The organism is Petrotoga sibirica DSM 13575 (assembly GCF_002924625.1).
Lineage (GTDB): Bacteria > Thermotogota > Thermotogae > Petrotogales > Petrotogaceae > Petrotoga > Petrotoga sibirica.
This window is the reverse complement of sequence record NZ_JAHC01000006.1, coordinates 1-13962: the sequence shown is the minus strand read 5'-3', so window position 1 is coordinate 13962 and position 13962 is coordinate 1. Positions and strand designations below refer to the sequence as shown.

The window sequence follows — 13962 nt, the reverse complement described above, 5'->3', positions numbered from 1 at the left end:
TACATATTATACGAGGAGGAAAAACATGAAAGTAAGAACCAAGCGCTTGGTGACTATATCGTTGTTATCTGGTATTTCTTTTGTTCTAGGATTTACTCCATTGGGGTTTATTCCCATTCCCCCAGCAAATGCCACAACTATGCATATTCCAGTTATAATTGGGGCAATATTGGAGGGACCTGTGGCAGGAATGATCATAGGATTGATATTTGGGGTGTCTAGCATAATTCAAGCACTTTTAAGACCAAACATACTGTCTTTTGCTTTTATTAATCCGTTAGTTTCTGTATTACCAAGAATACTGATTGGTTTAGTTTCATATTATTCATACAGGTTAGTATTTGAACTTTTCTCGAGTAATAAAGAAAAAGTTTCAAAGTGGAGAAATAGCGTATCTGTTGGTGTAGGTGCTGCTTTAGGAACTTTGACTAACACCGTAGGTGTTTTAAGTATGATGTATCTCTTATTTGCTGACAGGATAGCTACCGCTATGGGAGTAGCAAGGGAAGCGGTAGGTGGGGTAATGTTAGGTATAGGCCTAACAAACGGTATCCCAGAGATTATTATAGCGGTATTAATAACCGTTGGAGTAATCAGAGCTGTAAAAAAAGCAGGTTATTAGTTAACTAATAACCTGGGTGGGATGCGGGGGAAAGGCGCTATAGCAACTTTTTTAATTTCTAAAGACAACAAAAAATTACAAATTAAAAGGAGGAGTCAAGTATTATGAAGAAATACGCACTTACCCATGAATGTGTAACAATAGAAGGGAACATAGCAACTGTCGGAATTTCTTCAAAGGCTGCTGAAGAATTGGGTGATGTTACCTACGTTGAATTACCAGAAGTTGGAAAAGAAGTAAAAAAAGGTGAAGTCCTGTGCACCATAGAATCTGTAAAGTCAGCAGAAGATATATATGTACCTTTAAGTGGGAAAATCGTTGAAGTTAACAAAGATCTTGAAGACAAGCCAGAAATAATAAACGAAGACGCCGAAAATAAAGGATGGATTGTAAAAATTGAATTTTCTGATCAATCAGAGATCGAAGATCTTTTAGATGAAGACCCTCCAATGTAAACAAGTATAATTCAAAATTAAGGGCCTCTATTAAATTGGGGCCTTTTTTGTTTACTTTGAAGAAGCCATACATATAGCAAAAAGATCAAGCTCCATAAAAATAAGGGAATAAATAAAGAACTAAATTCAATTGGTTCCCAAAAGGTAAAAAGATTTACGAAATTTTTTAGTGACAAAGCAAAAAAAGTTGAAAAAAAATGAACAAAATTGAAAGGCAACAATATTGATAAAATACTACATAAGATTAATAATGAAATAGCAGGTGTTAGAATAGGCGTTATGAAAAGTCCAGTCAAAGAAATTTCTCCAAAGTGTATCAGAGCTATAGGAAATATACCAACATATGCCGCTATGGGGACAGATAAAGATCTAAAATATTGATTTTCTACATAGTTCATTGTAAATAAAATCATAAAAGTCGCTGCATAACTCATTTGAAAACTAACGTTCATAAGATTATTAGGAATGAACAAAAGGTTGAGATATCCTATTAATCCTAAAATGTTGAAGGAGCTAACAGGGACATCGAAAAGTCTGAATAAGTTCAAGGTGATTAAAAGCAATACAGCCCGTACAGAACTTGGGGTGAATCCGGTAAAAATCAAATAAAAAGTGATGATAGTAGAGTATAAAATGAGTCTTAGGTTTCTTTTCAAGATAAAAAAGTTTAGAAAGAAGCTGATCATTGAGTAAATTATGTAAACGTGCATACCTGAAACGGCAAATAGATGCAAAGTCCCTGTTTTTTGAAATACCTCTTTATCCCGTATATTACCCATAAAAGAGCTCGTCAATATATCAAGTGCCTCATTATTTTCTATGTTTTCAGACAATCTATTGGTTGCAAGATCTTTTACCTTCATAATCGAGTTGTTGTTAGCAGGAGCCATATATTCAGCTCTAAGAAAATCGTTTTCAATTGTTCCATATATGTAAACGTTTTTGCCCGTGGTGATGGGAACCGTGCTGAATTCACGGTAGTAAAATTTATAATAATTCCTATAATTCTGCCATTGATTTTCATAATAGATTTTTTTTGAAAATACCGTATAATAATTTCCTCTTTTGTCTATAATTTTTCCCAAAATACCCACTTCTGAATTGAGATTGATGGGAATGTATAACAAGGCAGGAAACAACAAAACACCGATTAAAAAGACTTTTAATTTATCTTTTTCAAAGAGTTTTAAAAGAAAAAGAAACAAAAAATAGCCTATTAATACCAAGACTTTATTTAAGTAGGAAAGTGCTAATAACAAAGAAAAGGCAATAAATAATTCAATAAAAAAAGGAAAGTTAACCTCAGATTTCTTTTCTATACTTTTACCCCCAGTAGATAGAAATTAGAAGTGAGATTGTCAATCAAGAAATATAATAAAAATAATTTAAAAAAGGATCGTAAAGCACGATCCTTTATCTTGGTGCCGGGGGCGGGACTTGAACCCGCACGAGTGTAAATACTCATATGGCCCTCAACCATACGTGTCTACCAATTCCACCACCCCGGCGGAAAAAGTTACTTATGTCAAGATATCAAAATTATTATACACTACGTTATAGGCTTTGTCAAGAGACCGCGGCTATATCATACACTTCTCCATTTTTTATAACAGTTTGAGTGTGGTTTACTCCGAAGTGATATATTAGGTATTCTATATTTGGGACATCGAAAATTGTTATATCAGCTTTTTTACCTACTTCTAAACTTCCGATTTTATCCTCTAATTTCAACGCGCAAGCGGCATTAATAGTGACCGATGTAATTATTTCCTTTGGATTCATATGTAATTTTAGTGCCCCAAACGTCATAACCAATTGTAAATTTTCTGTAGGCGAACTTCCTGGGTTATAATCTGTCGATAATGCGATTGGTATACCAAGATCAATCATCTTTCTAGCGTTTGCATACTTCTCACTTTGCAAAAAGAAGGTTGTCGTAGGAAGTAGCGTGGCTATAACATTGCTCTTGGCCATTTTTTTCAAACCTTCATCACTTGCACCAACCAAATGATCAGCTGAAATACAACCTAACTCAGCAGCTAATTCGGCACCTCCTAAAGGTTCTATTTCATCTGCATGAATTTTGAGAAATAGGCCGTGTTCTTTTGCAGCAGAGAGTATTTTCCTGGATTGATCAACTAAGAAAACTCCTTTTTCACAGAATATATCACAAAATTTAGCTAAATCTTTTTCTGCCACATACGGGATCATTTCTCTTATAAGTATATCTACGAATTTATCGACGTTGCCTTCGTACTTTTTAGGTACGGCATGGGCTCCCAAAAAGGTTGGGACCAAATCTACCGGATGGATTCTATTGAGTTCTCTTATGACTTCAAGCTGTTTCAACTCAGTGTCAAAGTCATCGAGTCCGTATCCGCTTTTTGCTTCAACGGTTGTTACTCCATAAGACAACATTCTATTTAAACTTTTTTCTGCCTTTTTAAGTAATTCTTCAAAAGACGTTTTTTTTGTTGATTCTACGGTGTCGTATATTCCTCCTCCAGAACTTAAAATATCTAAATAACTTTCACCTTTTAATTTCTTAAATAATTCGTATTCCCTTGAGCCTCCATGAACCAAATGAGTGTGAGGATCTATCAAACCAGGCGTTACAGTCTTTCCTTGGGCGTTTATAATTTTTGCATCTTGAGATATTTCTATGTCTTTTGGCAAGTCACCACTTCCAACATAGATAATCTTATCTTTTGAAGCAGCAATGATGCCATTTTTAATCAAGCCAATTTCTGACATTTCTTCTTTCTTTCTTGGTCTATTAGGACCTTTCATGGTTATTAAATTTGAAATGTTTTTTATCACCAAAGTAGCTTTTTCGCTCATATTAGTCTCCATAAATCCTATTCTCCAAAACACGGTCATAACTGAAATCTTCTAATTTCAGAAAATAATCAGCTGTATCAACAAGGGCATTCATTGGCACCAACCCAACTATTTCACTTCCAATGACGTTCACTCCATACCTGTTCGCTTCGTTTTCTATCAATTGAAATACTCTGTACAAAGGTGTTTTTGTGTAATCAACCATATTCATCGAAACTTGGACGATATTCCTTTCTTTTAATTCAAAACCTAGTGCTTTACAGTATTTAAATCCGCCACTTTTACCTCTCACAGCTTTGGCTATCTTTTTTGCAATGTCTAAGTTGTTTGTATTTAGGTTTACGTTGAAAGCTATCAAAGGCATTCTGGCTCCCACAGCGGTAACTCCTGCACTTTCATGTGGTTTATCTGGGCCAAAATCTGGTTTGAACTCTTCTTGTTTTAATTTTTCAAACATTCCTTCAAACTCACCTTTTCTTATAACGGCTAAATCTTCTCTTTCGGGTCGGCTGGCTGATTTTTCATACAATATCACGGGGATATTCAACTCTTCTCCTATTCTTTTTGCCAATTTTTTAGAGTACTCTACACACTCTTGCATTGATATGTTTTTAATTGGAATGAGCGGGATAACGTCTGTAGCGCCCATTCTAGGATGTTCGCCTTTGTGAGTTCTTAAATCTATCAACTCGGCTGCTTTTTTGCATGCGTTAAAAGCTGTTTCTATTACCTGATCGGGTTCTCCTACAAAAGTAACTACGCTTCTGTTGTGGTCTTTATCCATAGAGTAATCCAGCAATTTTATTCCTTCTTGTTTTCTTACTTCATCTACAATACGTTCTAACTTTTCTTTATCTCTTCCTTCACTAAAATTGGGAACACACTCTAGAATTTTATTCAAAGTATCTACCTCCTAACCCTCATAGTATTTATCAACCAAATCTTTTATCATATCTTTGTCAGCAATGTAGGGCAAAGTTATATGATCTGTATTTTTGTTTTCTTTGTTGTATTCTATTGATGTTTTTATAGAAGCTTCATTCCTAGCCCAAGATCGTCTGGCAACCCCAACCATAACATCCCATGGAATTGCATTCTTTATTATTTCATCCACTCTTACACTTCCATCTAGAACCAAGCCAAAACCACCGTTAATTGCCTTACCGATTCCAACTCCACCTCCGTTGTGGAGTGTCACCAAACTCATTCCCCTTGCTACATTTCCTGCGAAATCATGGGTTGCCATATCTGCCATTATATTACTTCCATCTTTTATATTCGCCGTTTCTCTAAAAGGAGAGTCAGCTCCACCTGTATCGTGATGATCCCTTCCGAGCATTATGGGACCAACTTCCCCTTTTCTTACTATTTCATTGAATTTAAGCGCTATCTTCATCCTTCCTATAGCATCCTGATAAAGGATTCTTGCTTGAGTACCTACAACAAGATTATTTTTATCTGCATCCCTAATCCATATGTAGTTGTCTCTATCTTGGCCCCTTCTATTGGGATCTATGCAGTCCATCGCCGCTTTATCCGTTTTCAATAGATCTTCTCTTTTTCCACTTAAACATACCCATCTGAAAGGTCCATAACCATAGTCGAATATTAATGGCCCCATTATATCTTCCACATATGAGGGAAATATGAAACCTTCGCTTTCATCAATCCCATTTTTTGATATTTCTTTCACGCCCGCATCAAAAACCGCTTTCATAAAGCTATTCCCATAGTCAAAAAAGTAGGTTCCTCTATCAACCATTGTTTTTATAAGTTCGAAATGCCTTCTTAATGAACTGTTGACTAATTCAATAAATTTATCTTTATTTGTTTCTAAGAGCTGATTCTTCTCTTCATTAGTCAAGCCTTGAGGACAGTAACCTCCCTCGTAGGCAGCGTGACAAGATGTCTGATCTGATAACAAATCTACCTTTATATTTTTCTTTACAATGTATTCCAATAGATCTACAATATTACCATAATAACCGATAGAAATGGGTTCTTTTCTATTTAGATGATCGAAGGCTATTTCAAAAACTTTGTCCAAATCTTTACTGCAGGTTTTTAGCCAACCTTGGTTGAGCCTTGTTTGTATTCTCGAATAATCCACTTCCGCAATTATCCCAACGCCTCTTGCGATTTCTATCGCTTTAGCTTGAGCACCACTCATTCCACCTAAACCTGAACTAACAAACAAGCGCCCTCTTAGATCACTATCTTGTGGTATTCCTAATTTCAACCTTCCAGCGTTTAACAAGGTATTGTAAGTGCCATGAACGATACCCTGAGGTCCTATATACATCCAACCTCCCGCAGTCATTTGCCCGTAATTGGCAACACCCATGGCTTGTGCCTTGATCCAATGTTCTTGATCATCAAACATCCCAACCATCAATGCGTTTGTTATTATCACTCGCGGACTATTTGGGGTGGATCTGAACAAGCCTAAAGGATGTCCTGAAGTCACAACTAAGGTTTGTTCTCTCGTTAATTCTTCAAGGTATTTTTTAATCAATCTGTACTGCATCCAATTTTGACATACTTGACCGGTTTCACCATAGGTTACCAGTTCATAAGGATACAAAGCAACATCAAAATCCAAATTGTTGTCGATCATAACTTGAAATGCCTTTCCTTCAATGCACTTACCCTTGTACATATCTACAGGTTTTGCCTTAATGTTTCCCTCAGGTCGATACCTGTATCCATAAATTCTACCTCTAGTAAACAACTCTTGCAAGAATTCTGGAGCCAATTTTTCATGCAAATTTTCTGGTACGTACCTTAAGGCGTTTGCAAGGGCTAGTTCTACTTCTCTTTTTGATAAGTTCAAATGTCTTTTAGGTGCCCTTCTTATGCCTTCTATGAATTTGGGCATACTAGGCAGTTTATCATCCAACTTAATGGACATTGCATTAGAAATATCAATATTGTTCACCATGATAATTTCTCCTTTCTTTAAAATAATTTACCAATTACTTTTTCCACTTCTTTAACGATTATGCCAGATTTTAATATGTCTTCACATTTATCTATCATTTTATACATCGCTCTGTCTTCGTTAATCTTCGGTACTTTATCTCTAACTATATCATAAACTATCTTTGAACCTTTTCCTAAACCTTTATTTCCTCGTAGGTCTATGGCTTGGCAAGCGCAAAGCATTTCCATAGCTAATACTTTTTGGACGTTGTTTAGAATATTTTTCGTCTTTCTCGCTGAGATTGTACCCATAGAAACGTGATCTTCTTGGTTTGCAGAAGAAGGAATTGAGTCAACACTTGCAGGATGAGCTAAGACTTTATTTTCTGAAACCAACGAGGCGGCTGAATATTGAACCAGCATAAAACCAGAATTCAAGCCACTTTCTTCTATCAAAAAAGGAGCTAACCCACTCAATTTAGGGTTAACAAGCCTTTCTATTCGTCTTTCTGAAATATTTGCAATTTCAGATAAGGCAATTGCCAAAAAGTCCATACTCAAGGCGATTGGTTGGCCGTGAAAATTCCCCGCAGAAATTGCTTCTTCTTCTTTTGAAAATATCAAAGGATTATCAGTTACAGCATTCATCTCTTTTTCAATGACATCTTGTACATAATTTATTGCATCACGTGAGGCACCATGAACCTGAGGGATACATCTCAATGAATAAGAATCTTGAACACGCAATACCCCTTGATGAGACACCATTTTACTACCTTCAAGTATTCTCCTCAAATTATTAGCGCAACCAATCTGCCCTTTATGAGGTCTTAAATTGTGTACCCTCTCATCAAAAGCCTCGATAACACCGTTCAACGCCTCAAAAGTCAATGATGAAATGATATCTGCTGTCTTTAAAAGTTCTATGCTATCGTATATTGATAATGCACCTATGGCTGTCATAACTTGTGTTCCATTTATCAAAGCGAGACCTTCTTTTGCAACAAGATTTATCGGATCTATTCCTGCCATCTTCATTGCTTCTTTTCCACTTAACATCTTGTTGTCGTAATAAGCTTCTCCTTCTCCTATCATCGGTAACACCATATGAGCTAATGGAGCTAGATCACCACTTGCTCCTAAAGATCCTTTTTCTGGTATTATCGGGTGAACCTTCTTGTTGATCATATCGATCAAAGTTTGTATGGTGGATAACCTTATTCCAGAAAAACCTTTGACTAAAGAGTTCGCACGGAGCAACATAATTGCCCTAACAGTTTCGATATCTAAAGGATCCCCAATTCCGCATGCATGACTCCTAATCAGATTCCTTTGTAATTTTTCCGTTTTATCGTTAGAAATGAAAACATTACAGAGTTCTCCAAATCCAGTGGTCACACCATACACGACTTTTTCCTTTTCTGCAAACTTTTCTACAACTTTTCTGGAGTTCTCAATATTGTCAAGAACGGAGTTTTCGATAGTCACCTCATAATAATGTCTAGCGACATTAATCACATCTTCCAAACTCAGATGTTCTCCATCTATATAGACCTTTTTCAAATATAAGACCTCGCTTTCTATTAAGCAAAAACTTCATATCTGCTAACAAAATTATAACACCGTGAAAAAAATTTCTCACTTTTAAATAGAGCTGATTAATGTCGATTAAAAACAATCTAAGTCGATTAAACAAGAAAATCTAATGAAATCTTACAAAACAATTTTTAACAAAATTCAAGAAAAACTAAGAAAAAGCTTCCTAATCGCAAATAATTGCTCGTAATTGCTCCTAATATTAGTTGATTGAATAAATTAATGGTTGACAAAAAAAGTTAACTCCCATATAATTATTCTGAACAGAATTTGAACTTATTCCCACAATTATTTTCTTTAGAAATTTCAAAAATCTAATTTTAGCAACACTAGAAAAAATGTTGATAAGATTAAAAAACTTTTTAATTAATAGACAAAGTATATTTTGTTTTTAAAAACTAATTTACAAAGAATAAAAATAGCTTACTTTTTTCTAATATTGGATGCTTGAATAAACTTACTATTGTTAATCCAAAATAGAATATTTTAGACTAAATTTAGGTAGATGTGTATTTTACAATTGACAGGAATAAAGTAAATAGAAGCTTTAGATATAAAAAGAGTTTCTCTTCCAAAGAGTGAGGGAAAAATATGCATGAAATAAGTACAAGGAGGTGACAATTAAGTAACGAGGTTAGGGTTAAAATCATTACCAAATTTTAAAAAAAAGAGGAGTGAAATTTATGTTGGGTAAAAGAAGGTTTCTAGTATTATTGTTGATGTCCATTGTAATTTTTGGGATTTCAGTAATTAGTTTAAGTGAGGAAATAACTTTGGAATTTCAACAGTGGTGGGAACCAGAACTTCCTGAAGGAGTATTGCGTGAAATTTGTGATGAGTTTACCGCAAAAACAGGCATCAATATTGAATTGCTGAGTAACCCATATGCAGACACTAAAGTACAGATAGCTGCGGGGGCTGCTACTGGTATGATGCCAGATGTTGTAGGTCTTGACGGCTCTTGGGTATATGATTTTGCTAAACAGGGAGCAATTGCAAATCTGAGTGAATTGATGGTCTCTTCGGGTTATGATGATAGTCAGTTGTCTTTACAAGTCCAAGTAGAAGGGAATACCTACATGATTGCGGTTGTAAATTTTGCCTATCCCATGTATGTTAACAAAGATATATTAAAAAATGCGGGTATCGTAGAATTTCCTACTACCTGGAGCGAGTTTAAAAGTTTAGCTCAAAAAGTTACAGATCCTACAAGTAATATTTATGCTTACGCACTTCCTTTGTCCAGCGCTTTACCAAATGGGATTCAGAATCAATTTATGAGTTGGTTGTGGGCTTCGGGTGGAAATATGTTGGAAAATGGAAAACCTCAACTAATTGGTAATGAAAAGTTAATACAAACTACTGAACTTATAAAATGGCTGTTTGATGAGAGACTAGTTACACCTGGGGCTTATATAATGAGGGAACCAGATATGGTAGAAGAGTTTGTAAATGGCAGATTAGCATTTATGATTTCCTCTTTAGCTCATCTTACGCTGATAAAAGAAGGTGCCCCCAATATGGATGTTGCAATAACTAGTATACCCAAGATGGACGGATATACTGGAAAGAGTGGAATATGTGTAGCAAATTGGGGAATTGGTATTGCCTCTAATTCAAAGCACAAAGAAGAAGCCTGGCGTTTTATTGAATATTTAATGAGCCCAGAAGTAAATGCCAAACTGGCAGTTTATGCAAATGCTTTCCCTGGGAATACTGCTTCGGAGCCAGACTATTCTGACCAAGATAAGCTATTTTTAGATGCATATGAAATTTATCAAGAAAGTTATGCCATTAATGAATTTACAGGCCTCCCCAGATCCGAAGACTTAATGAGGAGCTTTTTGGAGAATTTCGTATTGTATTTGGAAGAAGAAATTGATTCAGCCGAAACTATGCTGGAGACGATTCAAAAAGAATGGCTGAAAATTTTCTAAGATTAAATTTTTTAATACCCAGTGTAAATTAAGAGAGTGTCCACGAGAATCTGGTGCACTCTCTTTCCTAAAAAAATAAGAAAGAAGGGATGCTGATTTAATGAAATTACCTCCAAATCTAAAAAAAAAAAATGGTCCCCTATTTTTATTTATCACCTGCATTAATTGTTATGATTGTATTAATAGCAGTTCCAATTACTATGGTGATACTCTTTTCGTTTTTTGACAATGTAATAATTAATAAAAATCCAACTTTTGTAGGCATAGCTAATTATTATGATGTTTTGACTGATCCAATCTTTTTCACAGCTCTAAAAAATACTACTTTTTTTGTTGGAATTAGTGTATTGGCTCATCTAATTCTGGGAATCATGTTTGCTTTACTTTTAAATAGTAAATATATAGGAAAAAAAACGAAAGCTCTTTTTAGAGTTATTTTCATCTTACCATGGCTTTTTACTGAAGCGATTATTGCAATTCTATGGAGATTATTGCTAAATCCTAATGGTATAGTTAATTATTTATTACAAACTTTTAATTTTATTGACACATCCATTAACTGGTTAGGCTCAATAGATTTAGCCTTAGTTTCAGTTACCATTATTAATATTTGGTCTGGTTATCCTTTTTATATGATTAGTCTCCTAGCAGGGCTCCAAGGAATTCCACAAGAGTTATATGAGGCTTCCTCTATAGACGGAGCAAATGCAATGAACCAATTCTTTTATATTACAATTCCTCAATTAAAACCAATTTTGCTAAGTTTAATAACATTAGATTTGGTTTGGACTATACAACAATTCACGTTAATTTGGATGACAACTGGTGGGGGACCTCTTCACGCAAGCGAAACATTAAGTACTTATATTTATAAGCAAGCTTTTAGTAGCTTTCAGTATTCGAAAGCGGCAACTACTTCTGTGATTGTTTTATTGATTTGCATTGTTTTAGCAATATTTTATGCCAAACAGCAGAAAGGGGAAGGCTTAAAATGAATAAGAAGAAAAAAACTCAACGAATTAAAATCCTGACCATTATTTTACTTGCTGTAGGAAGTTTATGGCCAGCTTTTCCAGTTTTTTGGATGGTGCTAAATTCATTTAAACCTAATAATGAGATTTTTGCTTGGCCTCCTATTTGGATTTCAGAGAACTTTTCTTTGGAAAGCTATTTTTCAATTTTTACAAGCCCTGAAAAATTACGCTATTTTTTAAACAGTTATTTTATTTGCGGTGTTGTGGTACTTTTAACCTTATTTATCAGTATCTTAGCTTCATATGCTTTTAGCAGATTTGACTTCCCCGGAAAAAAAATTATTAATGTTATGATTATTAGTATGCAGGCAATTCCGCCTATTACTTTGCTGATTCCCTATCTTAGTTTAATAGTTACATTAAGACTATACAACACTTATGGTGCTTTAATTTTAACCTATTTACTATTCACACTACCCTATGCAATACTAATAATGACTGGATATATGAATACTTTACCCAAAGAACTAGACGAGGCAGTAAGAATAGATGGAGGGACTCGACTTAATGCTTTGTGGAAGGTGCTAATCCCTTCAGCAGTTCCAGGATTGATATCAGTTGGAATGTATACTTTTTTACGTGCATGGAACGAATATCTATTTGCCTTAACATTAACGAAAACTAGAGAGATGCGAACTGTTCCAGTTGGAATTAGTTTATTAATGGGACAGCATGCTTATAACTGGAGTGAAATGTTGACTATGAGTGTTCTTGGATCCTTACCCGTTGTTATCTTATTTCTTATTTTTCAAAAATATTTTATCAGTGGAATGACTGCAGGAGCCGTAAAGAGCTAATAATTTAAATAAAAATTAAAATCCAAAATAAAGGAAGGAGTGTTATTATTTGTTAATGAATTTAAAAGAATTGTTAGAGGTTGCAAATAAGAAGTATTTTGCAGTTCCAGCTTTTAATATTAGTGATTATTCAATGTTTAATGGGATATTTGAAGCAGTAGAAGAAAAACAATCGCCGGTTATTATAGCAATTCATCCCAATGAATTGGCTCATATACGTGTAGAAATGATCACATCAATAATTCAAAAGATTAATAAAAGTAGAATACCAGCTAGTATTCATTTAGACCATGGTTCCTCTTTAAAAGAAATTGTAACTGCCATTCAAAGTGGTTTTACTTCTGTTATGATTGATGGATCTAATTTGCCAATTGAGGAGAATATTGATCTTACCAAAAAAGTGGTTGAAATTGCACACTATGTAAATATTTCTGTAGAAGGAGAACTAGGTACAATTGGCTCTACTGATACAGAATCAGAAACAAAAATTAATGAAATAATTTATACTAATCCAGATGATGCAGTTTATTTTGTAAAAAAAACTGGTATCGATGCCTTAGCAATTGCAATTGGAACTTCTCATGGTCTTTATCCTAAAGGCGTGAAACCTAAACTAAAATTAGAAATACTAAAAAAAATTAAGGAAAATTTACCTATTCCTCTTGTTCTTCACGGAGGTTCTAATAATCCAGATAGTGAAATTAGTGAAGCCGTAAGGCTAGGAATCAATAAAATCAACATTTCTAGCGATATTAAAAAAGCTTATTTTGAAAAAATGCGTGAAATCCTTAAAGATCAAAATCTTAGAGAGCCAAACGTTATTCAACCTCCTTGTATTGATTACATGAAAAAAGTCGCAATTCAAAAAATTGAACTTTTCCAAGCTGCAGGTAAAGCAAAATTTTATTAAAGATTATTATTCGGAATTGCGTAAACAAAAGGTCTAAAATAGTATGGAATAACCTATTTGTGAAGGATTTGCTATATGGATAAGAGCAAATAATCTAGGAAACACGCGCAACATCATAAACGTAGATATAGAGAAGAAGTTTTTTACATAATCATAACGGTTGACGAATGGGGATACAGAGAAAATATAAATTTTAAGGATGCAAGAAAAGAAAGTTCGCCTGATTTGTAGAAGAAATTTCTAGGTATAAGCACTCTTGGGAATTATTTCAGAGTTAATTTTTGTTAATAATTTATTATCTCCCCTTACTGGCTGAAACTTTAATGACAGAGATGAGTGATTTATATTCTATGGGATTAAGCCCTTTTACCGTTTTTTCAATAGCCTTATCAACGGTTTCTATTTCTTTTTCCAAGGCTTTTATTACGTTTAAGGAGGAAGAGATAGCGATATTCAAAGGTTCATAAGCCATTTTGTCTAATCTGTACGAATTATTGGCTGCTTGTTTAAGAAGAGTTGCAACCTTCACGGGATCTTTGAACCTGTTTTTACTTTTTTCAATAACGAACTTAGTTAAATCACCAATGGGTTTGTAAACTATCTCATCCAAAGAGTAGAACTCAGTCAAAGCAGCACAAGACGTAGCACCGTATATATTGGAAAAGGGCTTATCCCTATTTTTCACAGCCAATTCACTGAATTTCAGATAAATGTTGGAAAGCATCCAATTCTTTTCAGAAGCGAGTGTATGAACTAAATGGAACCTATGGCGTGTAAGTCTTTGTAAAGCCAAAAACTGAGAACTACCTTTCACCACCTTTCGAATGAAGATAAAGGATGAAAGCAAA

Annotated in this window: 11 protein-coding genes, 1 tRNA gene and 1 pseudogene; 6 read left to right on the top strand and 7 right to left on the bottom strand. The window is 34.5% G+C overall.

The window, feature by feature from the left end:
- The first annotated feature begins 25 nt into the window (after window positions 1-25).
- Together AA80_RS01655 and gcvH are read left to right on the top strand one after the other, a co-directional pair.
- Window positions 26-622, top strand: a complete 597-nt coding sequence (locus tag AA80_RS01655) for an ECF transporter S component (RefSeq protein WP_103876136.1) — start codon at window positions 26-28, stop codon at window positions 620-622.
- Window positions 623-726: 104 nt separating this feature from the next.
- Window positions 727-1077, top strand: a complete 351-nt coding sequence (gene gcvH, locus AA80_RS01650; protein WP_103876135.1) for a glycine cleavage system protein GcvH — start codon at window positions 727-729, stop codon at window positions 1075-1077.
- Window positions 1078-1094: 17 nt separating this feature from the next.
- Here the strand turns inward: gcvH and AA80_RS01645 are convergent, their stop codons facing one another.
- The 6 genes from AA80_RS01645 to hutH form a co-directional block, all read right to left on the bottom strand.
- The gene (locus AA80_RS01645; RefSeq protein ID WP_103876134.1) at window positions 1095-2282 is read right to left on the bottom strand and encodes a ComEC/Rec2 family competence protein; all 1188 of its coding nucleotides are present in this window, start codon (window positions 2280-2282) and stop codon (window positions 1095-1097) included.
- Window positions 2283-2496: 214 nt separating this feature from the next.
- A tRNA-Leu gene (locus tag AA80_RS01640) sits at window positions 2497-2585 on the bottom strand.
- Between the two features lie 58 nt (window positions 2586-2643).
- Entirely contained in the window at window positions 2644-3930 is a 1287-nt protein-coding gene (hutI, locus tag AA80_RS01635; protein WP_103876133.1) for an imidazolonepropionase, read from the bottom strand.
- Window positions 3920-4819, bottom strand: a complete 900-nt coding sequence (ftcD, locus tag AA80_RS01630; protein WP_103876132.1) for a glutamate formimidoyltransferase — start codon at window positions 4817-4819, stop codon at window positions 3920-3922. The genes hutI and ftcD overlap by 11 nt, the downstream gene beginning before the upstream one ends.
- 12 nt (window positions 4820-4831) lie before the next feature.
- Window positions 4832-6859: a urocanate hydratase gene (locus tag AA80_RS01625; protein ID WP_103876131.1), complete on the bottom strand. Its 2028-nt coding sequence runs from the start codon at window positions 6857-6859 to the stop codon at window positions 4832-4834.
- 17 nt (window positions 6860-6876) lie between these two features.
- Window positions 6877-8403, bottom strand: a complete 1527-nt coding sequence (gene hutH, locus AA80_RS01620; RefSeq protein ID WP_103876130.1) for a histidine ammonia-lyase — start codon at window positions 8401-8403, stop codon at window positions 6877-6879.
- 716 nt (window positions 8404-9119) lie between these two features.
- Between hutH and AA80_RS01615 the strand changes: the two genes are divergently transcribed.
- From AA80_RS01615 to AA80_RS01600, 4 genes are all read left to right on the top strand, one after another.
- Window positions 9120-10373 carry an ABC transporter substrate-binding protein gene (locus AA80_RS01615; protein WP_103876129.1) on the top strand — a complete coding sequence of 418 codons (1254 nt, stop codon included), beginning with the start codon at window positions 9120-9122 and terminating at the stop codon, window positions 10371-10373.
- Between the two features lie 200 nt (window positions 10374-10573).
- On the top strand, window positions 10574-11368 hold the full coding sequence (locus AA80_RS01610) for a carbohydrate ABC transporter permease (protein ID WP_199177804.1): 795 nt from the start codon (window positions 10574-10576) through the stop codon (window positions 11366-11368).
- Window positions 11365-12204 (top strand): carbohydrate ABC transporter permease, encoded by an 840-nt coding sequence (locus AA80_RS01605; protein ID WP_103876127.1) that lies wholly within the window; start codon window positions 11365-11367, stop codon window positions 12202-12204. The genes AA80_RS01610 and AA80_RS01605 overlap by 4 nt, the downstream gene beginning before the upstream one ends.
- Window positions 12205-12253: 49 nt before the next feature.
- The gene (locus AA80_RS01600) at window positions 12254-13114 is read left to right on the top strand and encodes a ketose-bisphosphate aldolase (protein ID WP_103876126.1); all 861 of its coding nucleotides are present in this window, start codon (window positions 12254-12256) and stop codon (window positions 13112-13114) included.
- Between the two features lie 295 nt (window positions 13115-13409).
- Here AA80_RS01600 and AA80_RS01595 read toward each other — a convergent pair.
- Window positions 13410-13962: pseudogene (locus tag AA80_RS01595) on the bottom strand (IS110 family RNA-guided transposase); the annotation flags it as partial.